At 57.7% G+C, this 25,170-nt stretch carries 23 protein-coding genes and 1 pseudogene; 9 read left to right on the forward strand and 15 right to left on the reverse strand.

Annotated elements, in window-relative coordinates; genetic code table 11:
* Positions 1 to 102 precede the first annotated feature (102 nt).
* From Q0J75_RS00005 to Q0J75_RS00030, 6 genes and pseudogenes are all read right to left on the reverse strand, one after another.
* Positions 103 to 504, reverse strand: coding sequence for a hypothetical protein (locus Q0J75_RS00005; protein ID WP_297195729.1), 402 nt, complete (start codon positions 502 to 504; stop codon positions 103 to 105).
* A 17-nt stretch (positions 505 to 521) separates the two neighbouring features.
* Positions 522 to 695 (reverse strand): annotated as a pseudogene (locus Q0J75_RS00010) (transcriptional regulator); the annotation flags it as partial.
* Positions 696 to 801: 106 nt separating this feature from the next.
* On the reverse strand, positions 802 to 984 hold the full coding sequence (locus Q0J75_RS00015) for a transposase (RefSeq protein ID WP_297195730.1): 183 nt from the start codon (positions 982 to 984) through the stop codon (positions 802 to 804).
* A gap of 160 nt (positions 985 to 1,144) precedes the next feature.
* Complete coding sequence (locus Q0J75_RS00020) at positions 1,145 to 1,486, reverse strand: cyclophilin-like fold protein (RefSeq protein ID WP_297195731.1); 342 nt, start codon at positions 1,484 to 1,486, stop codon at positions 1,145 to 1,147.
* Positions 1,487 to 1,673: 187 nt separating this feature from the next.
* The gene (locus Q0J75_RS00025; protein WP_297195732.1) at positions 1,674 to 2,213 is read right to left on the reverse strand and encodes a flavodoxin family protein; all 540 of its coding nucleotides are present in this window, start codon (positions 2,211 to 2,213) and stop codon (positions 1,674 to 1,676) included.
* On the reverse strand, positions 2,210 to 2,791 hold the full coding sequence (locus Q0J75_RS00030) for a sugar O-acetyltransferase (protein ID WP_297195733.1): 582 nt from the start codon (positions 2,789 to 2,791) through the stop codon (positions 2,210 to 2,212). The genes Q0J75_RS00025 and Q0J75_RS00030 overlap by 4 nt, the downstream gene beginning before the upstream one ends.
* A gap of 144 nt (positions 2,792 to 2,935) precedes the next feature.
* On the opposite strand from Q0J75_RS00030, the gene Q0J75_RS00035 reads away from it, so the two are divergent.
* Both Q0J75_RS00035 and Q0J75_RS00040 read left to right on the forward strand, forming a co-directional pair.
* Complete coding sequence (locus Q0J75_RS00035; RefSeq protein WP_297195734.1) at positions 2,936 to 3,832, forward strand: LysR family transcriptional regulator; 897 nt, start codon at positions 2,936 to 2,938, stop codon at positions 3,830 to 3,832.
* A gap of 300 nt (positions 3,833 to 4,132) precedes the next feature.
* Positions 4,133 to 5,716, forward strand: coding sequence for a hypothetical protein (locus Q0J75_RS00040; RefSeq protein ID WP_297195735.1), 1,584 nt, complete (start codon positions 4,133 to 4,135; stop codon positions 5,714 to 5,716).
* Positions 5,717 to 5,832: 116 nt separating this feature from the next.
* On the opposite strand, the gene Q0J75_RS00045 is transcribed toward Q0J75_RS00040, so the two are convergent.
* A complete protein-coding gene (locus Q0J75_RS00045; RefSeq protein ID WP_297195736.1) occupies positions 5,833 to 7,122 on the reverse strand; it encodes a cation:proton antiporter in 1,290 nt (429 codons plus the stop codon).
* Positions 7,123 to 7,277: 155 nt separating this feature from the next.
* Entirely contained in the window at positions 7,278 to 7,862 is a 585-nt protein-coding gene (locus Q0J75_RS00050; RefSeq protein ID WP_297195737.1) for a TetR/AcrR family transcriptional regulator, read from the reverse strand.
* A gap of 152 nt (positions 7,863 to 8,014) precedes the next feature.
* On the opposite strand from Q0J75_RS00050, the gene Q0J75_RS00055 reads away from it, so the two are divergent.
* Positions 8,015 to 8,263 carry a TIGR03905 family TSCPD domain-containing protein gene (locus Q0J75_RS00055; protein WP_297195738.1) on the forward strand — a complete coding sequence of 83 codons (249 nt, stop codon included), beginning with the start codon at positions 8,015 to 8,017 and terminating at the stop codon, positions 8,261 to 8,263.
* Between the two features lie 76 nt (positions 8,264 to 8,339).
* Here the strand turns inward: Q0J75_RS00055 and Q0J75_RS00060 are convergent, their stop codons facing one another.
* Complete coding sequence (locus Q0J75_RS00060) at positions 8,340 to 10,487, reverse strand: 5'-nucleotidase C-terminal domain-containing protein (RefSeq protein ID WP_297195739.1); 2,148 nt, start codon at positions 10,485 to 10,487, stop codon at positions 8,340 to 8,342.
* A 190-nt stretch (positions 10,488 to 10,677) separates the two neighbouring features.
* Positions 10,678 to 11,193 carry a DUF6512 family protein gene (locus Q0J75_RS00065; RefSeq protein ID WP_297195740.1) on the reverse strand — a complete coding sequence of 172 codons (516 nt, stop codon included), beginning with the start codon at positions 11,191 to 11,193 and terminating at the stop codon, positions 10,678 to 10,680.
* Between the two features lie 263 nt (positions 11,194 to 11,456).
* Between Q0J75_RS00065 and spoIVB the strand changes: the two genes are divergently transcribed.
* From spoIVB to Q0J75_RS00085, 4 genes are all read left to right on the forward strand, one after another.
* Positions 11,457 to 12,518, forward strand: a complete 1,062-nt coding sequence (gene spoIVB / locus Q0J75_RS00070) for a SpoIVB peptidase (RefSeq protein ID WP_297195741.1) — start codon at positions 11,457 to 11,459, stop codon at positions 12,516 to 12,518.
* Positions 12,519 to 12,771: 253 nt separating this feature from the next.
* Entirely contained in the window at positions 12,772 to 13,539 is a 768-nt protein-coding gene (gene spo0A / locus Q0J75_RS00075) for a sporulation transcription factor Spo0A (RefSeq protein WP_297195742.1), read from the forward strand.
* Positions 13,540 to 13,683: 144 nt separating this feature from the next.
* Positions 13,684 to 14,286 (forward strand): pentapeptide repeat-containing protein, encoded by a 603-nt coding sequence (locus tag Q0J75_RS00080; RefSeq protein WP_297195743.1) that lies wholly within the window; start codon positions 13,684 to 13,686, stop codon positions 14,284 to 14,286.
* A gap of 75 nt (positions 14,287 to 14,361) precedes the next feature.
* Positions 14,362 to 15,741: an alanine/glycine:cation symporter family protein gene (locus Q0J75_RS00085; RefSeq protein WP_297195744.1), complete on the forward strand. Its 1,380-nt coding sequence runs from the start codon at positions 14,362 to 14,364 to the stop codon at positions 15,739 to 15,741.
* Positions 15,742 to 15,789: 48 nt separating this feature from the next.
* On the opposite strand, the gene Q0J75_RS00090 is transcribed toward Q0J75_RS00085, so the two are convergent.
* On the reverse strand, positions 15,790 to 17,553 hold the full coding sequence (locus Q0J75_RS00090; RefSeq protein ID WP_297195745.1) for a CvpA family protein: 1,764 nt from the start codon (positions 17,551 to 17,553) through the stop codon (positions 15,790 to 15,792).
* 266 nt (positions 17,554 to 17,819) lie between these two features.
* On the opposite strand from Q0J75_RS00090, the gene Q0J75_RS00095 reads away from it, so the two are divergent.
* Complete coding sequence (locus Q0J75_RS00095) at positions 17,820 to 19,478, forward strand: Na/Pi cotransporter family protein (protein WP_297195746.1); 1,659 nt, start codon at positions 17,820 to 17,822, stop codon at positions 19,476 to 19,478.
* Positions 19,479 to 19,609: 131 nt separating this feature from the next.
* Here Q0J75_RS00095 and gatB read toward each other — a convergent pair whose 3' ends face one another.
* Genes gatB through aspS form a run of 4 tightly spaced genes read right to left on the reverse strand, consistent with a single transcriptional unit; the run spans position 19,610 to position 24,079 of the window.
* A complete protein-coding gene (gene gatB, locus Q0J75_RS00100; RefSeq protein ID WP_297195747.1) occupies positions 19,610 to 21,031 on the reverse strand; it encodes an Asp-tRNA(Asn)/Glu-tRNA(Gln) amidotransferase subunit GatB in 1,422 nt (473 codons plus the stop codon).
* Entirely contained in the window at positions 21,028 to 22,470 is a 1,443-nt protein-coding gene (gene gatA, locus Q0J75_RS00105) for an Asp-tRNA(Asn)/Glu-tRNA(Gln) amidotransferase subunit GatA (RefSeq protein WP_297195748.1), read from the reverse strand. Before gatA ends, gatB begins: the two co-directional genes overlap by 4 nt.
* Positions 22,471 to 22,480: 10 nt before the next feature.
* Positions 22,481 to 22,768: an Asp-tRNA(Asn)/Glu-tRNA(Gln) amidotransferase subunit GatC gene (gatC, locus tag Q0J75_RS00110; protein WP_297195749.1), complete on the reverse strand. Its 288-nt coding sequence runs from the start codon at positions 22,766 to 22,768 to the stop codon at positions 22,481 to 22,483.
* Positions 22,769 to 22,780: 12 nt separating this feature from the next.
* The gene (gene aspS, locus Q0J75_RS00115; protein WP_297195750.1) at positions 22,781 to 24,079 is read right to left on the reverse strand and encodes an aspartate--tRNA(Asn) ligase; all 1,299 of its coding nucleotides are present in this window, start codon (positions 24,077 to 24,079) and stop codon (positions 22,781 to 22,783) included.
* Between the two features lie 476 nt (positions 24,080 to 24,555).
* Between aspS and Q0J75_RS00120 the strand changes: the two genes are divergently transcribed.
* On the forward strand, positions 24,556 to 25,125 hold the full coding sequence (locus Q0J75_RS00120; protein ID WP_297195751.1) for a uracil-DNA glycosylase: 570 nt from the start codon (positions 24,556 to 24,558) through the stop codon (positions 25,123 to 25,125).
* The last annotated feature ends 45 nt before the right edge of the window (positions 25,126 to 25,170 follow it).

Here is a 25,170-nt window from a genome sequence, read left to right on the forward strand (position 1 = left end):
ACAAGACCCCCTGATGTAGTCTATTTTCCTACATCAGGGGGCCTTTTGTCACTGTCCGTTTTTACTGGACCGGTTCATTTGATTCGTCAGTTAGCTCTCTTTCTATTTGCTGGATAGAAATGCTGTGAGTGAATTGATTTTATCGTCAATACCTTTCATTCTATCACTTATCCCACTTTGGCAGATAATTTGTTGCGCATTAAGCGTTTCATTTATTATTTCTTTCTCGCGATGCTTACGATTTTGACTATCATCTATTTGCTCCAACATTTCGAATTTTAATATTATTTGATCATTTTCAATATCTTTTTGGGTAAATCCAAAATAACCTGGATTCCTCATTAATTCAAATAAATGAGTAGCGCAACGTACCAATACAAAAACAGATTCGCCAATATATAGTGGTGCATTGTCACCATCTGGTTTAATAACACTTGCCTTATATATGCCTGCTCCAATAGCTTTTACCAAATCTTCTGAAAAGAAATCAATTTTAATTTTCATTGATAGACTCCTTTTAATCATTTTTTGCTCTCGTTTAACGTTTCCGCTAGTAAATCGCTTAATTCCTTTGATATAACTCCAGCAATCTTCTGAGTCCTATCAAACTCCGGATAGTGATAGCGCCACTTGTCGTAATCCTCTAGGGTAAACAGGGTATGCATGAGCCCCACATAGGAGTCTATGTCCAGGACGTAGGATATCAATGACCTCTTCTTTTTCGCCCAGTTGTTTACGCAAAGTGCGGATTTCAGCCTTCAACTCCCGAATGCGCAACTGTTTCTGGTTGTAGCGATTGACCTACTCCAACTGCATCGCTGTGGCCTTCAGCCAGTTGCGCAGGGGGTCAATATAAATGCCGAGATCCAGGGCTACTTCCTTGGGCTCCCGCCCCTGCTCAGTTACCATGCGTACTGCGCCGGCTTTAAATGCCTTGTCATATCGAGGCAGCGGTGTCCCTTTTTTACTCTTTTGATTTTCCATTGTTTGGCCCCTTTCTTTTCTATTTTACGACTGACTTTTCTGTCCGTCAATTCGTATATGGGGGCAATTTTGAGAAAAAACTGCTCCAATAGCAACGACAGGTCCGATTCCATTCGGACCTGTCGTAATTTTATGGACGGGTGGTTATTAAGTACTTACTCTATTCCAAAGAAAACGTAACCGAAACAGTTCCATCTCCCAGCTTTTCCTGTAAGCTGGAAGGATCGTCGATTTTGGCCAGCCTGGTAAAGTTCCAGGAGTTGGTGCCATAATAGATGGTGATTTGATTGCCCTGGTAGAGAATTACGTCACCGGGCTCTGTGATGATCCGCGTATCATTGCGGGACAGTGTGGTACCCAAGGGGCCCACCTTCTCGAAGCCGCCGTAGTCATCCATTTCAATGGTCAGCGGTCCCTGGGAGAGCAGTTTCTGAAATTCCTCGGCGGAGCTGTTGTTTTCAAAGGTGGCTGACCATTCATACGCCCCTACAGTGATCTTCAAAGTGGACGCCTCCTGACCTGGTTTTATCTCTGTGGACGGCTGTGCTTCCACAGCCTCTTGATCTGAAGCAGCGATTTGGGGGCGGAATGTTTCAGCGCCTGTTGGCATCCGACCAACCAAACAGGGAAAAAGTCCGAGGACAGTAAGAAATATATAGAGTATTTTTGTCATAGAGCCTGTTCCCAAACTAGACAGTTTTACCCATCTCATAGGCCTTTTGCAGCGCGGGATGGCCTTTGATTTCTCCAACGGAGGTTACGCCGCCGGCGAAAACACACCCGGCAAGACGCGCCTTTTCAAAGCAGGTAATCCAGCCCTGTAAGCCATGGATGACGCCTTCCACCGTGGTTTCCTCATCCTCGGCGGCAGTAGCCAACAGATAAATGTCCCGAAATTGATAATCAGAAGCGTATAGGGGATTGGCGCGGTCCAGCATGGTTTTCATCTGACCGCACATGCCGTAGTAATAGACGGGGGTGGCAAAGACGATGGCGTCGGCCATCAGCATTTTTTGAGCAATGGCGTCCGCGTCATCGCGGATGACACATCGCTGGGTGTTCTGACAGGCGAGGCACCCTTTGCAGAAGCCTATGGTCTTATCGTACAACGCAATTTTCTCTACCTTGTGCCCGGCATCCTGAGCGCCGCGGATCAACGCATCCGCCAGCTGGTCTGAGTTGCCGCCCTTCCGGGGGCTGGTGGAGATCACCAAAACATGCTTACTCATTGTGTTTCCTCCTCATCAATAGAGCGTATGATTTTTGCGGGCACACCGCCAACTATGGTGTTTTCCGGTACATCTTTTGTCACCACTGCCCCGGCGGCAATGATTGCACCGTCCCCAATGGTCACACCGGGGAGAACAGTTGCGTTGGACCCGATCCAGACATTTCTCTCTATATGGATGGGCTTGGGAATCATGGTGCCCCGATCATCCGGCGACATGGCGTGGTTTAGCGTCGCCAAAACCACATTATGTCCGATGAGAGCGCCGTCGGCGATAAAAATACCACCCTGGTCCTGGAATTTGCATCCCATGTTGATAAATACATGGGTTCCAATGTGGATATTTTTTCCGCAATCGGTATAGAACGGCGGGAACAGCCCAAAAGTCTCATCCACAGGCGTTCCAATCAGCTGAGAAAACAGAGCCCGCAGCTCATCGGGGGTATGGTACCGGCCATTGATCTCCGAGGTAATACGTAACGCCTCCTGGCTGACATGGTGCATAAAGAGATGGACTTCACTGCCGCCTTTTACTGGCTTTCCACTGTTCAAATGTTCTAAAAACCCTTGTAAATCCATAAATAACTCCTGATTGATAAGATGATATTGTCTGTAATGATTGTATCACTCTGTATATGTAATAGCAAATACTTATAAAAAATATATTCCCATGCTTGTAAGGCATGGGAGTATATCATATACTGGTACTGGGAGTGAGTTTTTATGGAATTGAGAGTTTTACGGTATTTTCTTACTGTGGCAAGAGAACAAAGCGTCTCCGCAGCGGCCCAGTTCCTGCACCTTACACAGCCGACGCTTTCCAGACAACTCAAAGAGCTGGAAGAGGAGCTGGGAAAGCAGTTGATGATTCGAGGCAACCGAAAAATCACGCTGACAGAGGAGGGAAGGTTGTTACGGAAAAGAGCGGAAGAAATCCTGGCGCTGGTAGGGCGCACTGAGAAAGAGATCACGCAATCAGGCGATACCATCGGTGGGGATCTCTATATCGGGACAGGAGAGACTGAAGGGGTACGGCAAATTGCCAGAACCGCCACCCAGCTGCAAAAAGACCACCCAGGGATCCAGTTTCATATCGTCAGCGGCGATGCCATGGACGTCTGTGAGCGTTTGGACCAAGGCCTGCTGGATTTTGGGATCCTGTTGGGGGATATTGATAAAACAAAATACAATTATATAGAACTGCCCTTAAAAGACGTTTGGGGTGTTTTGATGCAGTGCGGCAGCCCTTTGGCCCAAAAGGACCATGTTACGCCGCAGGATCTGTGGGATAAGCCGCTGATTCTGTCCAGGCAGGTGGGAAACAAAAGCGGCCTGTACCGCTGGCTGCAAAAGGAGCCCGCTGACCTGAATACCGCCGCAACCTACAACCTGATCTATAACGCCTCTTTGATGGTAGAGGAAGGAATGGGCTATGCCTTCACGCTGGACAAGCTGGTCAATACAGCGGGGCGGCCCATCTGCTTCCGGCCATTGAAGCCCCGTTTGGAATTGGGGATGTATTTAGTATGGAAAAAATATCAGGTTTTTTCAAAGGCTGGGGAACTTTTCTTGGAAAACTTACAGAAAAATTTTGGGCAACTCAATGCAACCGCTCAATAACAGCGGCCCCTCAAAAAGTTTAAAAGATCCTGTCCCTAAACAGGAAGCTGCTTACATAATTATGATAGTACGATAAGGAAGAAGGGGACCGGACACGGCGTAGAGGGTAATGGCATGATAAACCACACAAAGGGGGGCTATATCCTGGTCTGTCTGGCGGCTTTTACGGTGGGCTGGGGTAGGAAGAAACGGATTTTACAAATACAGTGGAAAACGGGGGGATGATTTGCTATAATAGATGCGATGCGCGAAAGGTACGAGGAAAGAAATTTACCGGATTAGAAAGAGAGGAGAAGGATTATGGAGCGAATGTCGAAGCGAAGATTTTGCGCACAGTATGCCAGTAAACAGGACCGGGCCAATATCAACGCCGCGGGGATCATCGCCTATCTTTGCGCTGCGATATCTCTGGTTATGGGCCTGCTGCAGCAAAACTATGGTGTGATTTTGGATGTCATGCTGGTGGTGGGTCTGGGCCTTGGTGTTCAGCTGGGGAAAAGCAGGGTGTGTTCCATCCTGCTTCTGATTTATGGCTGCATCAATACCCTGGTCTATCTGCTGAGCACAGGAAGACTGGGCGGCTGGTGGCTGATCCTGGTGGGTGTGTATGGGATCAAGGCTACCTTCCATCTGCACAAGGAGTATCAGCGGTTTTTGGCAGACGGGTCCATCCCTCAGCAGGAAGAACCGCAGGCCGTGGAGCGCGCCAAGCCAACCTGGGGAAAAGTGGTCGCCACACTTGCCCCCTTTTTTGGGCTGATCCTGTCCCTGCTGCTGCTTCTGGGAGCCATCAGCCCAGCCCTCCTTAATTTGCTGGTGGGGGGCAAGCGGACGCCGGAGCTGCTGCTGTCGGGATACTGTTTCTGGTACATGGCCCTCATCGGCGCTGTAATCACCGGCGTGCTGCTTGTGGCGGTAGGCGTGCTGCTGTCGGTCTGGAAGGGAACACGGACGTTTATGGCCATCATCCTGATGGTGGTTTCTCTGGCGGGAGCCGGGCTGCTGGGCGGGGCTATGCTGCTCAGTGAACGTGTGCCGGAACGGCTTCTTCAGGCCCAGGCGGATCTGGCCCAGATCGGAATAGGGCAGTTGGAGACGGCGGAGGTGCAGCTGTGGACCCGAGGAGATAGAAGCGGACTTCCCGGACCTTATACCGAGGGGCAGCCCACCCCTGTGGAGGAGTATACTGGGTACATCAATGATGAGGCCCGGACCAAGGTATCCCTGCTGATGACTGAGGGAATGTTTACACCGGGCTCCGGTGATCTCTATGACAACAATCAGAGCATTCAGTGGAACCAGGAAAATACGCCCTGCTATCAGGTCTCCTATACAGAGAATTTCCATTTGGTGATCTCTGTGGAGCCCACTGGAAAGACGCCTGCAGGCACCGCTCCGTCCGGGGGAGTGGAGACTGCCCTGCCCGGCGACTTTACCGTACCTGAGGGCTGGGTGAAGGATGAGGCGTATTCTACCGACACCATGCTGCTTTATGTGCCGGAAGGCCAGGAGGCAGCGGAATATCCCGACAACATCTCGGTGGATGTGGGCAGCTGTCCCTACAGCGCCCAGGAGCACGAGGACTTTCGGAGCGCCATCCTGCGGCAGCTTGCCGCACAGTCCAGCGGTGTGGGTGCGGAGCTGACGGGCAGCGGGTCAAACACAGCCCAGGGATATGTGGTTTATACCTTTACCATTCAGGCGGCTGAGATGGGTCTGGATATCCGGCAGTACTATATTGTAGGGGATTATCAGTATTGCCGTGTCCACGCCACCAACAACAGCGGCCAGGACGAGGTATATGAAGCCGCGCAGGAGATCGTGGACAGCTTTGTCTGGGACGGGGACAGCGCAGCGGAAAGCGGTGCGTCCACTGACCTATGACCGCTTTGGTTTGTAGGCTGCTCAGATTGCGCAAGCAAGCGGTGTAAAAAGGGAAATGGCCGGCGTCCCAGTGGATTTCTACTGGGACGCCGGCCGTTTTATGTTGGCAAAGCTTCTTATTTTTTCTGTGCCTCAGCGTTATCGCGCAGACGCTCGTGGTCCTCCAGCAAAGCTTGAGCGGCCAGGTCGAAGGCGGCAGCGTCCTCGTAACGATTGACCAGCTCGCTTTCCTGCAAGTCGCTGTAGTCTTTCTCCTTGCCGCGATAGACCAACTTCAGCAGGATGGGGGTCAGGATGGTGGTGGCGATAACCATCAGCACCACAGGACCAAAGAATTCGTTTTTCATCAGCCCGGCGGCAATGCCGTTATTGGCCACAATCAGGGCTACCTCACCACGGGAGATCATGCCTACGCCGATCCGGAGGGAGTCCTGCCCGGAGTAATGGCACAATTTCGCGCCCAGGCCGCATCCCACGATCTTGGAGAGCACGGCCCACAGAATGAGCAGCACCGAAAAGAGAAGAATGGAGGCGCTCATCTCAGGCAGTACCACCTTCAGGCCCAAGCTGGCAAAGAAGATGGGGGAGAGCAGCGTATAGGACAGGGTCTCAAACCGGTCCTGGAGGTAGGTGACACGGGGGGTCTTGGCGAAGATCAGGCCCGCGATGTAGGCTCCCGTGATATCCGCCACACCGAAAAATTCCTCCGCAAAGTAGGCGTACAGCAGGCAGAAGGCAAAGGAAATGACCACAAAGCGGCGCTTGTCCCGGTCATATCGCTTGAACCACCACTCCGCCAGCCGGTGGAGCAGCATCCATACCACCACACTGATGGCAAAAAAGGCGACGATCTTGAGCAGGATCATCAGTACATTGGCGCCAGTGCCGGACAGACTGGTGATGATGGTGAGGGCCACAATGCCCAGTACGTCGTCAATGATGGCGGCGCCCAGAATGGCGTTGCCCGAGCGGGTGGACAGTTTGCCGATCTCTTTCAGCGTTTCCACTGTAATGCTCACTGAGGTGGCGGTAAGAATGACGCCGATAAATACGTTTTGCAGCAGAGCCTCAGACCCCTGGTTGAAGAAACAGGCCAGAACGAAGCCGCCGGCCAGAGGAACCAGTACGCCGATGAGGGCGATCACAAAGGCGGACGCGCCGCCCTTTTTCAGCTCGCCCAGGTCGGTCTCCAGACCGGCGTTGAACATGAGCACGATAACGCCCAACTCGGCCAGTTGATCCATCAGGGCGGTCTCCTGCAGCACACCCAGCATGGCGGGACCCAGCAGCAGGCCGGCCAGCAGCGCGCCTACCACCTGAGGCAGGGCAAACCGCTTGGTGACGATACCGAGGACCTTGGTGCTGAGCAGGATCACCGCAATTTCAAACAAAAAATGGTAATCCATACGATCCACTCCCCTCTCCAAAAGGATAAAATAAAGCACCATACATAGTAGGAGGGGCGGGCGAAAAAGTCAATGGTCAACCTGGATAGAAATCGGGAGGATTTGGACGAAAAATATGACAACAAAACTTCCCGGTATGACCAGCGGACAGCTGTTTACCGGGAAGTTTCCATGTCGGTATGAGAAAAGGTGGAAAAACGCTCCGCCACCCGCTGAAATTCGCCCTCCAGCAGAAAGCAGATGCGGGCGGCCAGCTGGTCAGGCTCTTCTTTCATATCCTCCGCCAGCCAGCCCAGCATCGTGCCGGCCAGAGCGTACATGTAGAAGTCCACCAGAAATTCCTGGTCCTGCTCCGACAGGTCCAGACGGCTGGCGGCGTTCTCCAGCAGCTTGACCACCAGGGTGCGGGATAAGGTGAACAGCTGACAGTCCAGGTGCTCCCGGCCACTGGAGCGGTAGATGTGGTAGACCAGCGCGTGATTGTTCTGTATGTACCGGAAGGCGGCCATCAAAGCCTCCTGCCAGGAGGCGGCGCCCTGAAAGGCTTCGGTGGTCTCATGCTCCAAAAACCAGTGGAGCAGATCATAGATATCCTGAAAATGATAGTAGAAGGTCTGCCGGTTGACCTCGCAGTCCTCCACAATCTCCTTGACGGTGATATCGTCCAGAAATTTCTTTTGGAGCAGGCGTTTAAGCGAGTTGGACAATGCGAGCTTGGTGCTGGGGGCCAATGAGCGCACCTCCTTTTGGGAAAGATGGGCGACGTGAATCGACCGCCCCGCGATTCATTCAGCAGACATTATTATACCACAATGGTATAAAGAATTGCAATCCTGTCGAAAGTATGGTATGATTTGCCCCGTTCATTGGAAAACAAAAGGAGAGAAGCGATATGACCATCGATTATCGTCCCAGAGGAGTCTGTTCCCAGCGGATGCTGGTGGACGTGGAGGACGGTGTGATCCGTTCCCTACAGGTTCAGGGCGGGTGCAACGGCAACCTCCAGGGCATCTCCCGTCTGGTAGAGGGCATGAAGGTGGAGGAGGCCATCCGCCGCCTAGAAGGGATCCGCTGCGGCTTTAAGGCCACCTCCTGCCCGGATCAGCTGGCGCAGGCGTTGAAGCAGACGGCCCAGGGCTGAAAACAAGGTCAGAAAAAGAACGTGGAGGGCGTACCCAGTACGCCCTCCACGTTCTCTGTTTTTAGAACAACCAGCCTCAGGCGGCGCTGGCGCTCAGCGCCTGAAAGGCGGCCAGCATCTGATTGAGTTCGGTATTCAGAACGGCGCTGTTGGGATGCAGAGCGCCGGTGCTATCGGTGGTCATCAGGTTGCTGTTATAGCAGAAGGACATCCCTTCCAGAGCCCAGCTGGGGATCTGAGCGTAGTCGGAGGCCTCCCGCATGGACATGCCGCCTTCTTCCGCGGTCACACCGGTGAGGGTGGCATACCGGCCCAGAACCGTGGCCAGCTCGGCCCGGGTGATGGCACGATCGCCCTCAAAGAGCCCCTTGTCATTGCCCTTGCTCAGACCGTTGTCCTCTGCCCAGGCAGCGGCGTCGGCATAGCTCTTGCCGGTTACGTCGGTAAAGGTGGCCTTATCCGCCACGGCAGGCTTGCCGGCCAGCTCATACAGAGCCTGATACGCCTCTCCACGGGTAATGGGCTCAGCGGAGGTGCTGAGGATGGTGATACGGCCGTCTCCCTTGGGGTTGGCGTACTGCTGGCCAACCACACCGCCCAGCTCGTCTTTGATGTAGTTGATGAGGACTTCGTTGTCCACCATGACCTCATCCTTCAGGATGGTGATGTTGTCGGCGCCGAACATGGCGTAGCCGTCGCCGCCGTCCTTCAGCATGTAGTTGTGAGAGGCCAGAGTATAGGTGGCGGTGGGGTCAATGGGGGCGTAGGTACCGGTCTCGCTGTCCAGCACCTGCACGTTGCTCACCCGGCGGGCGCCGGTCACGGATACAAAGTTGCCCGCATCATCCAGCTGCACAGAGGTGGGGATGGAGGGGTCAATGGTATACTTCAGGCCGGAGACCTGGAGGAAACCGCCGTTTTCAGACACGCCCACCTGCATGGAGCCCAGCTCCAGGGCATCCAGGATCTGCTGACCAGTGACTTCCACCAGACAGGCCAGGTTGCCAAAGGGATGGACGGCGATGATATCGCCATAGGTGATGTCGCCGGCGGCGATATTATCCCGGACGCCGCCGCCGTTGACCCAACCGATATCGGCCCCCAGCATGACCCGGTAGGCGTCGGCGCACAGGTCGCCCAGGTTGGTCTCGGCGGAGCGGACCGCCCGCTCACCGGTAGCGGGGTCATTGATGGTCAGATCCACGGAAGAGGTGGCCACAACCTCTTCGGCCTTGGCCTTATACTCGCTCTGAATCCCCTCGATAAAGGTCTTGGCGTCGGTATAGGCCTGGGTGGTGGTATCCACATCAGCCAAAGCCACCAGCTCGGTGGTCATGGTACCGTCAGAGCCAATGACCAATTTGCCGATGGACTCGGCCTTAGTGCCGGTCTGGCTCAGCAGGACATCCTCCCCGTCGGCATTGGCCACGGTCTTGGAGGGCTCCACGGTATGGGAGTGACCGTCCAGCACCACGTCGATGCCGGTGGTATTGGCGATGACCTCAGTGGACATCCAGGGAGAGCTCTGGGCGTCCTCACCCAGGTGGGCCAGGGCCACCACATAGTCGGCCCCCGCCTCACGGGCGGCGTCCACCGTATCCTGGACCTGGTCGTACAGCTCCTGGCCGTCGCTCCCCTGACAGAAGCCGTAGATATACTCGCCGGCCTCATTCTGGAAATAGGCAGGGGCGGATTTGGTCAGGGTCTCCGGGGTGGAGATGCCCACATAGGCCACATCCACAGCGCCGTAGGTCACCATGCTGTAAGGCTCCAGTACGGGATTGCCTTCGGCGTCTACAAAGTTGCAGCTCAGATAGGTATACTCCGCCTGATTGGCGGCGATATCCAAGAAGGTGCTCATTTTGAAATCAAACTCGTGGTTGCCGGGAATGGCCAGATCATACCCAACAGCGTTCATGATGTCTACGATCCAGCTGCCGTTGGACATGGACCCCAGGATACCGCCCTGAATGGCGTCGCCATTGTCCACCAGCGTGACGTGGTCGGCCCCATAGGCCTCCTCCATCTGGGCCTTGTACCCGGCAATGGCGGCATAGGCCATGCCGTCGTCACTGGTGCAGTGGACGTCGTTGGTGTAGAGTACGACGATGCCGTCCTCCGCGGGCTCGGCGCTCTCGTCAGCAGCCATAGCGGGCATACAGAGGCTGCCTGCCACCGACAGGGACAAGACCAGAGACAGGGCTTTGCGTGTGTGTTTTTTCATACCACATTCCACCTTTCCTTCTGCCTTTCTCCAGGTGTGCAAACGTGCACATGGGATATGCTTAATGGTAACAAAACGGAAACAGAAATACAAGAGGGTGACAGAGAAAAGTGGAAAAAATAAGGTGTTGTTTGTGTAAAGTCACGGAAAATATAAATAATTTGTAAAAAAAGGAAATAAAAAGAAGACATTAACAGGGGAGCGTCACCCAGGTGGGGGTTCCGGACAGATCAGCAAAGAGCAGCCCATTGGGGGGCAGGAAGGTAAACAGCAGCGTGACCCCACCCAGAATCAGCACCAAAAGCACCAGCAGATCCCGGTGGCGCTGCCAAAAGGGCTGGGGCAATTTGTGAGGCAGCAGGAAGAACAGGGCCATCATCAGCACATAGAGCACGATATCAAACCAAAGGCTGTCACCCTGAAGGGGGATGTGGTAAAGATAACCCACCGCCAGCATACCGGCAACGGCGGCCAGCAGGGCAAAGGCACGCTGGCCCAGCAGCGTGGGGTCATTCCGGCTGAGCAGCACGCCGGTGATGAGACAGGGCCAGTAGATCAATTTGACGTGCTCCCACAAGCTTTCGCTGACCGGCGCCACCAGAGCGGTGGCCACACAGGGCAGCAGGGTATAGAGAAAGTGCAGACAGGCGCCGCCCACAGTGGCGGCGGCAAAGAGAATCAGTTCCCGCTTGTTCAGATGCGGCATGGCGGACCCCCCTTTTCCGGTTCTATTCTGTAAGATATGCAGAATATAGAAAAAAATACCACCGCCGGAGCGGAGGTGAAAACCAGGAAACGGCGGGAGAAAACGGCCGGGCGGAAAGGGGAATCGCGGCTGGCGTGGGGATTGGGGGGGTTGCCCAAACCAAAGGAGAATTTCATTGCCAGCGTTTTTCCCGTCGCCGCCGTCCATATTAAACACAGGCGCGAAAGGCGCCGGCGTTGTGGGAAAGGAGTGTGCAAAACGAAATGCCAAAGGAAGAACCAAAGATCAAGCCCTGGGTGGGAGCGGCCCTGGCGGCGGTGGTGCTGTTGAGCTGCCTGGCCTGGGCCCAACCGGCCAGGGCGGCGGAGGAGCAGCGGGAACTGATCCCCATGGGGCGTACCGTGGGCATCAAGCTGTTTTCCGACGGCGTGATGGTGGTGGGCTTTGGTGAGGTCACCACCGCCCAGGGACGGCAGACGCCAGCCAGGGACTGTGGCCTGCAGGAGGGCGATATCATTACCCATATCAACCGGGAGGAAGTGGACAGCATTGAAGAGGTCCAGTCTGTGCTTCAGGAGGTGGGCGGTGAGGCCATGAGCATCCGGGCGGTGCGGGATGACAAAGAAGTCCAGTTCACCGCTCAGGCGGCCCAGTGCAGTGCAGACGGGCAGTATAAGCTGGGCGCCTGGATTCGGGACTCCATGGCGGGCATTGGTACCCTGACCTTTTGCGACCCGGAAACCGGTCTGTTCGGCGCTTTGGGTCATGGGATCAATGATGTGGATACCGCCCGGCTCATGCCCATGCAGGAGGGCTCGATTCTGTACTCTGAGGTAGTGGATGTGCAGAAGGGGGCAAAAGGCACCCCCGGCGAGCTTCACGGGGCCTTCCAGGCAGACACGGACCTGGGGGCGCTGTGGTCAAACACCACCAGCGGCGTGTTTGGTCAGCTGAGTGATGAGCGCCTGACCCAGGGGCTGGAGCCGGTACCGGTGGCTGAGCGCAGCCAGGTCCAGGTGGGTCCAGCCGTCATCCGCTCCAACGTGGCCGGTGACCAGGTGGAGGAGTACACGGTGGAGATCACCCGTATCTTTCCCGAAAAAGAGGGAGATACCCGCAATCTGATGCTGAAAGTCACCGACCCCCGGCTGCTGGAAACCACCGGCGGCATCGTACAGGGCATGAGTGGTTCCCCCATCCTTCAAGATGGAAAGCTGGTGGGCGCGGTGACCCATGTTCTGGTCAACGACCCCACCCAGGGCTATGGTATTTTGGCGGAAAATATGCTGCTCCAGGCCGAGGAGACCGCCAAACTGGAATCCTAACGCTTAGATGCGCCGGGAGCGGAGGTCCGCTCCCGGCATCCTTTTTGCGGAACGGAGCGGAAGCGATGAGAAGAATGTAGCTCCCCGTCGGAATTTCTGGAGAAAAGTCGAACGAAGTCGAAGAGAAATAACCATAAATTACCAGTAAAACCCTTGCGCTTGCTGTCTTATTATGGTAAATTATAGCCAACCGGTAATCAGACTTGGCCAGTCGCAAATGCTGAGCAGGAGGAGCCTGCTGGAAAGGGTGTCAATGTTGGAACGGAAAATCAAGGTTCTGGTGGCGGACGCCGGTGAGGAGTTTCGCCACATTCTGGTGGAACAACTGGAATCGGAAGCTGGAATCGAGGTGGTGGGAGAGACGGGAGATGGAGAGGAGGCGCTGAAGCTGGCAGAGCGCGCCACGCCCGATGTGCTGGTGATGGACCTGGTGCTGAACCAGGCGGATGGCGTGGAGGTTTTGCAGACGGTAGCCCAGCGGGAGGAGCGGCCCAAGGTGCTGGTGCTCTCTAGTTTTGCCCGGGGCAGTGTGGCTGAGCTGGCCGCTGCCGCCGGGGCTGACTACTATATGCGAAAGCCATGCCGGCTCACGGCGGTGGCGGAGCGGGTCCGCCAGCTGGCTACCTTGCAGGAGACGGAGGAATCCGCCGACGAGGAGGAAAAGGCCAGAAATCTGGAGAACATAGTGACCGCCATCATCCATGAGATTGGGGTACCTGCCCACATCAAGGGCTACCAATACCTGCGGGAGGCCATTATCATCGCCGTGGGGGACATGGACGTTATTAACGCCGTGACCAAAATCCTCTATCCGGAGGTAGCCAAGCGATTTGGCACTACCGCCTCCCGGGTGGAGCGGGCTATCCGCCACGCCATCGAGGTGGCCTGGGATCGGGGAGACCTGGAGACGCTGCAGAAATATTTTGGCTACACAGTCTCCAACGCCAAGGGAAAGCCCACCAATTCGGAGTTTATTGCCATGATTGCCGACCGGCTCCAGCTGCAGCAAAAGGAGCGGTAACGATGCATTCGCGCCCGGCGGACGGGGAGCACCCCGGAGGCCGGACGCGTTTTTCTCTACCCAAAACAGGAAAAAAGGAGTATAACATAGGGGGACCTGCCGGGAAACAATCTGCCGTCCGGCGGGCCGTAAGGAGGCGTACCTATGCTGGAGCAACAGCTGCACAGAGCCAGGACGGAGGAGCGGGACCTGGAGGATCTGGTGGTGGAGCAGGAACAGCTGGCCGGGCTGGACCTGTCCCGATTGGAGTATATCCGGGTCCGGTTCCATAAATGCCGTTTTACCCGGTGCGATTTTTCCAGAGCGGTTTTTTATCAGAGCGTTTTTGAGGGCTGTGATTTTTCCAATTGCAGCTTTTTGGATACTGTGTGGAACAAAAGCCAGGTCAACGGCTGCAAGGGAGACGGCGGCAAGTTCATCGGCAGCCGCTGGAAGGACTGCGTGGTAACGGACAGTACCTTTCGGTATGGGAATTTTTCCAAATCCCAGTGGAGCCGCAGCACGCTGACCGGCTGTGATTTGCAAGAGGCCGCCCTGGCGGAGGCACGGGTGGCTGGACTGGAAGCACACAGCACCAGCTTTCTGGGCGTGGACTTTTTTCGCACACCGCTGAAGGGGGTGGATCTGTCTGATTGCCAGATCCAAGGCATTACTGTGTCCGAGAGCTTGCAGGAGCTGCGGGGGCTGCGGATCAACCCCGGCCAGGCGGTGGACCTGGTGCCCTTGATGGGGATACAGCTGCTCTGATTTCCCGGCTTAGGGATAAGATACAGGCATGACCCGCCCCCCTGCCGCATACCTCTGGGACAAGGGGGTGGGGCTATGACGGGATTGGAACGGCTGGCCGATCTGATCTGGAATCCATGGCTGCTGGGGCTTTTTCTTGTCACAGGACTTTATCTGTCGGTACGGACCGGCTTTTTTCAGCTATTCCACTGTAACCTGTGGCTGAAAGCCACGGTAGGAGCCTTGCGGGAGAGCCGGGGCAGAGGAACGGGGCAAGGGTTGACCCGGCTCCAGGCCATGTCCACCGCCCTGGCTGCCACCATCGGCACCGGGTCCATCGCGGGGGTGGCTACCGCCATCTTTTACGGCGGACCGGGGGCGGTGTTCTGGATGTGGGTCTCCGCCTTTCTGGGCATGATGACCGGATATGTGGAAAAGACCTTGGCGGTGCGCTACCGGGAGAGGGATGAGAAGGGCCGCTGGCAGGGGGGACCCATGTGCTACATGGAAAAGGGGCTGGGGAACCGTACCCTGGCCACTCTTTTTTCCCTGTGCTGTGTAGCCGCCTCCCTGGGCGGCGGCAATATGGTACAGTCCAACTCCATCGCCGCCGCCCTGAAGGCCGCCTTTGGCTGGGATCAGCTGGTGGTGGGGGTCGTGGTAGCCCTGCTCACCGGCATGGTCATTGTTGGAGGCATTGGCCGCATCGGCAGGGTCAGCGAGACGCTGGTGCCCTGCATGGCCCTGCTTTTTGTGGGGGGCGGACTGGTGGTGTTGGCCTGTCACGCCCAGGCCCTGCCCGGGGCGCTGCATCAGATCGTAACGGGAGCCCTGACGCCCAAAGCGGCCCTAGGCGGCGGTATGGGCTACGGCATGGCGGCCGCCCTGCGCTATGGTGTGGCCAGGGGGGTATTCACCAACGAGGCGGGCATGGGGTCTTCCTCCATCGCCCACGCCGCCGCCGATACCAAAGACCCGGCTGAGCAGGGAATGTGGGGGATTTTCGAGGTGTTTGTGGCCACTATCGTAGTGTGCTCCATAACCGCACTGGTCATCCTTACCACTGGGGTGTACCACCCGGAAACCGCGCTGGCCGCCATCCGCAATGGGCAGGTGGAGCCCGACATGTTGGGCGCTCCTCTGTCGGCTGCCGGGTTTTCCACCGTATTCGGCCCCTTTGGGGAAATCTTTGTGTCGGTGTGCCTGCTGCTGTTCGCGTTTACCTCGCTGCTGGGGTGCTGCTATTATGGCGAGCGGGGGCTGGAATACCTGAGCGGCTCCAACCGCTGGCGGTGGCTCTACCGGCTGATTTTTTTGTGGGCCTTGGTGTGGGGCAGCGTGGCGGATGTTACATCGGTGTGGCAATTGGCGGATATTTTCAACGGTTTGATGGCCCTGCCCAACCTGTGTACCCTGTTGCTGCTGTCACCGGAAGCTCTGGCGCTGCTGAAGCGATGGCAGGAGAAACTGAGCTGAAAAAGGAGCGCGCCGCAGATGCGGCGCGCTCCTTTGCATGTGGAAAACTTATTCCGCTGGGGCAGGTGATTCCACCGTGGTTTCTTCCTCATGTGGAGAGGGAGTGACTGTGGGAGAGGGAGCCGGTTGGGCGGCGCCGTCCAGGGTGATGGAGCTGCCGTCCAGAATAGAGCTGGTTTCCCCTTCCACAGCGGGGGTGTGTTGGATGGTCACCTGGTCCCCCACGTTCAGAATGACAGCCAGGGGATTCTGAGCGGCGGAGATGGAGTAATAGGTGGGGTCTCCCTCCAGCTGGATAAAGTAGTAGGAGTTGCCATCCATGACAGCAGAGCGGATGTCGCTGATGACGCCGGAGACTTCGTTACGGGGCAGTTCTTCCTCAGTGGTGATGCCGCCTTCCCGCAGCAGGCGGATATACTCCTGCTCACACTGGGAAACGGTGGTGCCGGTGGCCACCAGCTGATACTGGGCCACGTTGACCATGGCGTACATTTTGACCAGATTGCCCTGGTCCTTCAGGGGAATAAAATAGGTGGGCTGACCGTCAATGTTGAGCAGCAGGGGGAAGGTGGCGATATAGCCCAGGTCCTGGACCTCGCCCTGGGCGGATACCTTGGCGGCGGCTTCGGTGGCGCCGGGGGCGGAGTAGAACTTGGTCTCCTTGGTACGCTGGTTGGAGAGCAGGAAACCCAGGTTGGACTGGTCGGCGTTGGCGGAGGTGACGCCGGTATACATATACACGTCGTCGTTGAGGGCAATATAGTTGGAACCGTCGGTGGTGATGGTCACATCCCGCTGGCCAAAGACGGAGTTGATAAAGCCGTTGACCAGGGTGCCGTGATAGTCGTACTGCTCCATAATGAGATCCGGGGTAAACACATTGTCCACCCAGGTGGGGATATCGGCCAGCTCATAGTAGACACATTCACCGGTGATGGCATCCACCAGCACCGCGCCCTGGATATCCGCGCCCCCGAACAGACCGATGGTTTTGACGATCCGGGGTGCGATCCAGTAGGGGTGGCCCTCCTCGTTGATTTCAAACTGGGGGGTGCCGAAGATATAGGTGGGGTAGTGGAAGCGCAGGTGGCGCTCAATATTGCGGTTGAGAGGCTCGGAGAAGGAGTACTTCATACCCTGCTCCAGCCGGACCACAGTGGCCTCCTGGGTGACCATGTCCACAATCACATAGGCGGGCAGACCCTCTCCCCGGTTGGTAAACCATTTGATGAGGTCGGCGTAGGCGATGGGGGCCACCCGGACAGGCCGGCCTTGGTAATTGATCTGGGTGGAGTCAAAGGAGTATTCAAATTGACTTACCATGTCGCTGAGGGTACCCATCTGCCGGTCGCCCAGATACTCGGCGCTGGCCTCGTCCAGGGTCGGGATCTTGTCAAAGGAGATCTGGCTGATGTCCTGGGTGAACTTGCCGTCCTCCACAGTGAGCAGATCCCGGTAGGCCCCCGCCCGAAAGATGGGCAAGGAAATGAGGCCGCCCACAACGGCGACTATTATGAGCGCCAGGAAGAGAATCCCCACCGGCAGGCAGCGGGATTTGATGAAGCGTATATAGTCCCTGGGACTGACGCCGTTCTGCATCACATCCATGCCGGAGGTGACCAGGGCGCAGAGCACATAGACCGCGCACAGGATGGCGATGAAGACGTAAAAATCACCGGACTGAAGGTTCAGGGGGGGAAGGGCCACATAGAAATAGATCAGACCTATGATGGTGGTGACGAGCAGGCAGGTCGCCAGTTTTCCAGCCCTGCTTTTGGGTCCGCGGGCGTTTCTGGCCGGTTGCTGTTCCATGAGCGTTTCTCCTTTTATGCAGTTTCGACATTTTTTGCGGGAATGGGATGGCGCCGGTAAGGGTAGTATAGCCGAAAGCGGGCAAAAAGGCAACCGAAGGGCGGCTGAAATCGGGAAAAAGAAGGCTGGGAAGCCTGCCGGAAGCGGTGACAAAACTCGTCGAAACTTCGTACAAAATTCCATTGACGGCACACTTTACATCCGATATACTTAAACAGGATATTGTAAAGAACCAGGAAAAAATTTGTAAAGATGAGGGAAGAGACGTGGAAGAGATAAGTATCCTTCTGGGGCTGCTGGGCGGCCTGGCCCTGTTCCTCTACGGTATGCAGATGATGAGCTCCGGCCTGGAGGCCGCAGCCGGCAACCGTATGAAGCGTATCCTGGAGCGACTGACTTCAAACCGTTTCCTGGGCGTCCTGGTGGGCGCGGTGATCACTGCGGTGATCCAATCCTCCTCCGCCACCACCGTCATGGTGGTGGGATTCGTCAACTCCGGTATGATGACCCTGCGGCAAGCGGTGTGGATCATCATGGGCGCCAATGTGGGTACCACCATCACCGGACAGTTGATTGCGCTGGACGTAGGCGAGCTGGCCCCGCTGTTCGCCTTTGCAGGCGTGGCTATGGTAGTGTTCCTGAAAAAGCCCCAGATCCATCACTACGGCAACATTCTGGCCGGCCTGGGTGTGCTCTTCATCGGCATGGACATGATGAGCTCCTCCATGGAGCCCCTGCGGGAGTGGCCCGCCTTTGTGGATGCGGTAAGCACCTTCTCCAACCCTGTGATCGGTATTCTGGTGGGCACGCTCTTTACCGCCTTGATCCAGTCTTCCTCTGCCTCGGTGGGCATTCTTCAGGCTCTGGCGGTCAGCGGCGTCATCGGTCTGGACAGCGCGGTGTTTGTTCTCTTCGGCCAGAACATCGGCACCTGTATCACCGCTGTGCTGGCCTCCATCGGTACCAGCCGCAACGCCAAGCGGACCACGGTGATCCACCTGATGTTCAACGTGTTTGGTACGGTCCTCTTTACCGGCATCTGCATCCTGACCCCGCTGACCGGCTTTATGGAGAGCCTGACGCCGGGCAATCCGGCGGCGCAGATCGCCAACATGCACACCCTGTTCAACATTGTCACCACCATTTTGCTGCTGCCCTTCGGCAACAGCCTGGTGAAGCTGGCCATGCGCATCCTGCCTGACCGGCGGGAGAGCGGGGAGGAAGGAATGCACCTGGCCTACCTGGTGCCCAACCCCACCCACACCAAGCAGGAGCACCCCATCGGCTTTTCCGCCATGTATATCACCCAGCTGCGGCAGGAGATCAATCGGATGCTGGGCATGGCGCGGGAAAACATCGCCACCAGCTTCCAGGCGGTGCTGGATGTAGACCCCAAGAAGATGGAGGGGGCGGAGGCCACCGAGGATTATCTGGACTATCTGAACAAGGAGATCTCCCAGTACATCTCCCAGGTCATTGTCCATGAGACCAACGAGCAGGATTCCACCGCCGTCAGCGCCTATTTTAAAATCACCGGCAACATTGAGCGCATCGGTGACCACGCCATGAACATCTGCGAGTACACCCAGATGATGCACGACAAGCGGATCCAGTTCTCTCCCGAGGCCCGGGAGGAGATCCAGCAGATGGAGCGGGTCAGTCTGGAGACGCTGGACTTGCTCCGGCAGGAGGTCATTGAACCTACCCAATGGCTGGCCAAGGTTGCCGCGCTGGAGCAGCGGATCGACGACATGACCGAGAACTTCCGCCGCAATCAGCTCAAGCGGATGCGCAAAGGCGCCTGTTCCGATGAGGCATGCATCATTTTCTCCGAGATGCTCACCGACTTTGAGCGTATCGGCGATCATGCCCTGAATATTGCCGAGGAGCGGGCTTCCATTGCCTCAGACGCCACCGGCGTATAAAAGAGAACGATCCCCTGATACCGTTGTGATTTGCGGTGTCAGGGGATCGTTTTCTGTCAGAGAGACAGCAAACCCAAGGCATCCGTTTTTCCTATCAATAAAGGTAGGAAGGGACAATCCGTTGGTATGGGTTACTTTGACAGTTTTTCCCGCAGCACCTGGTTCACCACCGCTGGGGCGGCCTGGCCCTTCAGCTGGCGCATGACCTGACCCACCAGAAAGCCAAAGGCCTTTTCCTTACCGGCCTTGAAATCGGCTACCGATTTCTCGTTGGCGGCCAGTACCTGCTCCACTACCTGCTCCACCAGTCCGGCGTCGGACACCTGCTCCAGGCCGTGCTCCTTGACGTAGGCGTCCACGTCCCCGTCGTCGGCAAAGACTGCCTCAAAGACCTTGACCGCCGTGTTGCGGTTGAGCTTGCCTTCCTGGACCAGGGCGATGAGTCGGGCCAGGGTGGGAGGCGTCAGGGCCATGTCCTTGGCCTCCAGACCGTGGGTAGACAGCTGGCCCAGCACCTGCCCCATGATCCAGTTGGAGGCCTGCTTGGGATCGGTTCCCAGGGCAACCACTTCTTCAAAGAAGTCGGCCAGGGCCTTCTGAGAGGTGAGCATCTCAGCGTCATAGGCGGGCAGACCCCAGTCGGCCTGGTAGCGCGCCCGCTTGGCCTCCGCCAGCTCGGGCTGGGCTGCCCGCAGCCCGTCGATATACTCCTCCGACAGCTCCAGAGGGGGGATATCCGGCTCGGGGAAGTAGCGGTAATCCTGGGCGTTCTCCTTGGAGCGCATGGCATAGGTGGCATCTTTGTTCTCGTCCCAGCGTCGGGTCTCCTGGACCACCCGCTTGCCCTCCTCCAGCAGCTCGATCTGCCGCCGGGCCTCGTAGGCGATGGCCCGGGAGATGGCCTTGAAGGAGTTCAGGTTCTTCATCTCGGTGCGGGTGCCGAATTCCTCGGAGCCAGCCGGGCGCACCGACAGGTTCACGTCGCACCGCAGGGAGCCCTCCTGCATTTTGCAGTCGGATACCCCCAGGTATTGCAGGGTGGAGCGCAACTTTTCCAGGTAGGAGATGACCTCCTCCGCCGAGCGGAAGTCGGGCTCGGTGACGATCTCAATAAGGGGCACGCCACAGCGGTTGTAGTCCGCCCGGGTCTGGTCCAGCCAGGGATCGTGGACCAGCTTGCCTGCGTCCTCTTCCATGTGCAGCTCGTGGATGCGGATGGTCTTGCCGCCGCCGATGTCCACCGCCCCGTCGTGGCAGATGGGCAGGTAGAGCTGGGAGATCTGATAGGCCTTGGGCAGGTCGGGATAAAAGTAGTTCTTCCGGTCAAACTGGCTGCGGCGGCTGATCTCACAGTTCAGGGCCAGCCCGGCCTTTACCGCAAACTCCAGCACCTTTTCGTTGAGCACCGGCAGGGTGCCCGGCATACCGGTACACACCGGGCAGCAGTGAGTGTTGGGGTCCCCGCCGAACTGGGTGGTGCAGGAACAGAAAATCTTGGTTTTGGTGGCCAGCTCCACATGGGTCTCCAGGCCAATCACAGTTTCCCAGGTCATTGGGCGTCGCCTCCTTTGGGTGCTTTCTTGTGCCAGTCGGTTTCCTGCTGGAAGGCGTGGGCCCCGTTGAGTACCATGCCGTCCCCCAGCGGAGGGCCGATGAGCTGGGCTCCGATGGGCATCCCCTTGCCGTCGAAGCCGCAGGGCATGGACAGGGCGGGCAGACCCGCCAGGTTCACCGACACGGTATAGATGTCGCTGAGGTACATCTTCAGCGGGTCACTGAGGCTCTCCCCCAGCTTGGGGGCGGTGGTAGGGGCCACCGGGGTGAGCAGAAGATCATATTTGGTAAAAGCCTCGTCAAAGGCCTTCTTGATAACCGCCTTCACCTGGAGGGCCTTTTTATAATAGGCGTCGTAGTAGCCGGAGGAGAGCACAAAGGTGCCCAGTAGAATGCGCCGCTTCACCTCGGTGCCGAAGCCCTGGGTGCGGGTCATGGTGTACAGGTCTCCCAGGGTCTCATAGCTTTCCGCCCGCCAGCCGTACTTTACCCCATCGAACCGGGATAGGTTGGAGGAGGCCTCAGCGGCGGCGATGATATAATAGGTAGGCACCACGTACTCCATCACCGGCAGGGCAAATTCCTCCACCGTGGCCCCACAGGCCTTGAGGACCTCGGCGGCGGCCAGCACGGCGGCGCGCACTTCGGGGTCCAGGCCCTCGCCGAAGCAGTCGATGGGCAGGCCAATCTTCTTGCCCTTCAGGTTCCCGGTGAGGGAGGCCAGCAGTCCTCCGGCAGGGGCGTCCAGGCTGGTGCCGTCCCGGGGGTCTTTGCCCTGGATCACATCCAGCACCGCCGCGCAGTCGGCGGCCGACCGGGCAATGGGGCCCATCTGGTCCAGAGAGGAGGCGTAGGCAATGAGGCCGTACCGGGACACGGTGCCGTAGGTGGGCTTCATGCCGGTGACCCCGCAGTAGGCGGCGGGCTGGCGGATGGAGCCGCCGGTGTCCGAGCCGATGGCGTACCACACCTCACCGGCTGCCACTGCCGCCGCCGCGCCGCCGGAGGAGCCGCCTGCCGCCCGGGTCAGATCCCAGGGGTTTTTCACCGGCCCGGCATAGGAGGTCTCCGAGGTGGAGCCCATGGCGAACTCGTCCATGTTCAGCTTGCCCAGGCTCACCGCCCCGGCAGCGGACAGCCGCTCCACCACTGTGGCGTCGTAGCAGGGCACGAAGCCCTCTAAAATCTTGGAGGCGCAGGTGGTGGGCACCCCCTTGGTGCAGATGTTGTCCTTGTAGGCCATGGGCACCCCGGCCAGAGGAGAGGCGGACAGGTCGGCCGCCGGGAAGGCGGGGCCGTCCACCGTTACAAAGGCGTTGTTGTCGGGCTGAGCGGTGTGGATGCGGGAGAGGGCAGTGTCCACCGCCTCCTGCTGGGTCACCTCGCCGGTGCGGAGCTTTTGAGCCAGCTCCAGGGCGGTCAGTTTGTGCAGTTCCATGTGCTTCACCTCACTCTACCGCTTTGGGGACCAGGAAGGTCTCCCTGTCTCCGGCGGGGGACCCGGCCAGCAGGGCCGCCCGGTCATAGGACGGCGTTACCTCGTCGGCCCGCAGTACGTTTTTCAGGGGGAAAATGTGGCTCAGCGGCTCCACGCCGGCGGTATCCAGACGGTTGAGCACGTCCATATAGGCCACAATGCGCTCCAGCTCCGCCGTCATGGCGGTTTTTTCCTCTGCCGGCAGCTGGAGCCGGGAGAGCTGGGAAATATAGTCGACCATATCTTCGGTGATTTTCATGTTCAATCCTCCTTAGGGCTCCAGCCGGGTGCGGTCTCTGGGGAAGAGACAAGCCCGCCGCACGTTGTCCAGCCCACACAGCTGCATGGTCAGCCGCTCCAGGCCGATGCCAAGACCGCCGTGGGGTGGCATACCGTGTTTGTGGATCATCAAATAGCTTTCAAACTCTGCCGGGTCCATGTCCCGGGCTTCCATCTTGGCCACCTGGGCGGCGTAGTCGTGGATGCGCTGGCCGCCGGTGGTCACCTCCAGTCCCCGGAACAGCAGGTCGAAGGACAGGGTAAAGCGGGGGTCTATCGGGTCATCCATGGCATAGAAGGGGCGCTTTTTGCTGGGATAGTGGGTGACGAATACAAAGTCGCTGCCCCACTCCTCCTTGGCATACTTGCCGATGGCGTGCTCTTCCTCCGGCTCCAGGTCAAAGGGGTCCCGAATCTGGTAGCCGTATTTGTCCGCCGCCAGCTTTTTGATCTCGTCGAACCGGACGGCGGGGATTTTGGATGCGTCGGGCAGCTCCACCCCCAGCAGGTCCAGCTCTGCGGTATACTCCGCCTTCAGCAGGTCCATCAGGTGCTGTAGGAAGCCCTGCTCCATCTCCATGATCTCGGTGAAGGACTGGAGATAGCCCATCTCGAAGTCCAGGGAGGTGTACTCGTTCAGGTGGCGCTGGGTGGCGTGCTTCTCCGCCCGGAATACCGGGGCCACCTCGTACACCCGCTCAAAGGCCCCCACCATAGTCTGCTTGTAAAACTGGGGGGACTGGGCCAGAAAGGCCTTTTTGCCAAAGTAGTCCAGCCGGAAGATGTTGGAGCCGCCCTCCGCCCCGGCGTGGACGATCTTGGGGGTGTGGATTTCGGTAAAGCCTTCCCCCTGGAGGTAGTCCCGGAACGCCCGGCCAATGGCGGCCTGGATGCGGAACACCGCCCGTTCCCGGGGGGAGCGGAGCACCACCGGACGCAGGGACAGCTCGGTATCCAGGTTCAGGTCCAGCTTTTTCTTGGACAGGGGCACCGGCAGGGGGGCGGCGGGACGGGAGAGTACCGTCAGTTGGGCGTCAGTTAGCTCCATGCCGCCAGGGGCCCGGGGGTCGGCCCGCCAGATACCGGCAGCGGTGACGGCGCACTCCTCGGTAGCCCCGTCCAGGGCGGCTTTCTGGGTGCACACGCACTGGACCAGGCCGGTCCGGGTGCGCAGAGTGACAAAGGTGATGCCGCCCATGTCCCGCAGGGCGTGGACTGCGCCGTGAAGGGTGACCGGCTGATTGTTCCGGCCCTCCACCGCTTTGTCGATTTGTTTTGTCAGGAACATCATACCGTTCACAACCTTTCGTTTCTATTTTGCGCTTTGGGCGCGGTTCAAAGGGCCGCGAAAAGGGCGGAAGAGGGGGAGGTATGGGAAAAAGAATAAAAAAAGTCCCGAAGTCGTCAAATTCGACTTCGGGACGGAATCAACTCCGCGGTACCACCCGTAGTTGCCCCATCACCATTGATGGAGCCACTTGGAACTCTTAACGCGAGCGTGACGGGCAGACCTACCTCCCAGACGGGGCTCGGAACGCCGGCTCAAAAGTGTTGCGCCATCCCATCCTGCCGGACCGGGCTCTCAGTCGGTGACCCGGATTCTCTGGCGGCTCTCGCGGGGGGCGGTCTTTATCGCAGCCTTTATGGGCGTAGTATATGCGCTTTCTTCTGGAAAAGCAACTGTGAATTTTAACAAAATCTGTCCTATGCAATGGGGGTTCAGGTGTGGTACAATGAGAAAAATGTCGAAGAAAGGGGGAGCGCCGGATGAAAAATTGGGAGGAGCTCTATGCCGACTGCATGGAGTGCCGTAGGTGCGGTCTGGCGGATACCCGGCATAACGTGGTCTTTGGCGAGGGGGCCAGAGACGCGGAGGTCATGTTCATCGGCGAAGGTCCCGGCGAGCAGGAGGACCTGACCGGCCGCCCCTTTGTGGGCCGGGCGGGGCAGCTGCTGGACGATATGCTGGATATGATCGACCTGCGCCGGGAGAAGGTGTTTATCGGCAACATGGTCAAGTGCCGTCCGCCGGGCAACCGGGACCCGCTGAATGTGGAGCAGGAGGCCTGTATCGGCTACCTGCGCAACCAGGTGGCCCTGATTCGGCCCAAGATCATCGTCTGTCTGGGGCGGATCGCCGCCATTCGGCTGATGAAGGGCGACTTCAAGATCACCCGGGAGCATGGTCAGTGGATGGAGAAGGCAGGGGTGTGGATGATGGCTATGTTCCATCCCTCCGCCCTGCTGCGGGACCCATCCAAACGGCCGGAGAGCTTTGTGGATTTGAAAACCCTCCAGGCCAAGATCAGGGAGATCTGCACCCATACCTACGATTAAACAGCAGGACCTGCCCAGAGCAGGTCCTAATTTTTTGCGCCATTT

The organism is uncultured Flavonifractor sp. (assembly GCF_944385615.1).
In the GTDB taxonomy this organism is placed as follows: Bacteria; Bacillota; Clostridia; order Oscillospirales; family Oscillospiraceae; genus Flavonifractor.

Coding starts and splice junctions, on each gene's coding strand:
- Q0J75_RS00065 (WP_297195740.1), bottom strand. CDS start 11,193: ATGCCGCATCTGAACAAGCGGGAACTGATTCTCTTTGCCGCCGCCACT.
- Q0J75_RS00060 (WP_297195739.1), bottom strand. CDS start 10,487: ATGAAAAAACACACACGCAAAGCCCTGTCTCTGGTCTTGTCCCTGTCG.
- Q0J75_RS00040 (WP_297195735.1), top strand. CDS start 4,133: ATGGAGCGAATGTCGAAGCGAAGATTTTGCGCACAGTATGCCAGTAAA.
- Q0J75_RS00030 (WP_297195733.1), bottom strand. CDS start 2,791: ATGGATTTACAAGGGTTTTTAGAACATTTGAACAGTGGAAAGCCAGTA.
- aspS (WP_297195750.1), bottom strand. CDS start 24,079: ATGATGTTCCTGACAAAACAAATCGACAAAGCGGTGGAGGGCCGGAAC.
- gatC (WP_297195749.1), bottom strand. CDS start 22,768: ATGAAAATCACCGAAGATATGGTCGACTATATTTCCCAGCTCTCCCGG.
- Q0J75_RS00035 (WP_297195734.1), top strand. CDS start 2,936: ATGGAATTGAGAGTTTTACGGTATTTTCTTACTGTGGCAAGAGAACAA.
- Q0J75_RS00005 (WP_297195729.1), bottom strand. CDS start 504: ATGAAAATTAAAATTGATTTCTTTTCAGAAGATTTGGTAAAAGCTATT.
- Q0J75_RS00120 (WP_297195751.1), top strand. CDS start 24,556: ATGAAAAATTGGGAGGAGCTCTATGCCGACTGCATGGAGTGCCGTAGG.
- Q0J75_RS00055 (WP_297195738.1), top strand. CDS start 8,015: ATGACCATCGATTATCGTCCCAGAGGAGTCTGTTCCCAGCGGATGCTG.
- Q0J75_RS00090 (WP_297195745.1), bottom strand. CDS start 17,553: ATGGAACAGCAACCGGCCAGAAACGCCCGCGGACCCAAAAGCAGGGCT.
- Q0J75_RS00025 (WP_297195732.1), bottom strand. CDS start 2,213: ATGAGTAAGCATGTTTTGGTGATCTCCACCAGCCCCCGGAAGGGCGGC.
- Q0J75_RS00015 (WP_297195730.1), bottom strand. CDS start 984: ATGGAAAATCAAAAGAGTAAAAAAGGGACACCGCTGCCTCGATATGAC.
- Q0J75_RS00080 (WP_297195743.1), top strand. CDS start 13,684: ATGCTGGAGCAACAGCTGCACAGAGCCAGGACGGAGGAGCGGGACCTG.
- Q0J75_RS00045 (WP_297195736.1), bottom strand. CDS start 7,122: ATGGATTACCATTTTTTGTTTGAAATTGCGGTGATCCTGCTCAGCACC.
- Q0J75_RS00085 (WP_297195744.1), top strand. CDS start 14,362: ATGACGGGATTGGAACGGCTGGCCGATCTGATCTGGAATCCATGGCTG.
- gatB (WP_297195747.1), bottom strand. CDS start 21,031: ATGACCTGGGAAACTGTGATTGGCCTGGAGACCCATGTGGAGCTGGCC.
- gatA (WP_297195748.1), bottom strand. CDS start 22,470: ATGGAACTGCACAAACTGACCGCCCTGGAGCTGGCTCAAAAGCTCCGC.
- spoIVB (WP_297195741.1), top strand. CDS start 11,457: ATGCCAAAGGAAGAACCAAAGATCAAGCCCTGGGTGGGAGCGGCCCTG.
- spo0A (WP_297195742.1), top strand. CDS start 12,772: ATGTTGGAACGGAAAATCAAGGTTCTGGTGGCGGACGCCGGTGAGGAG.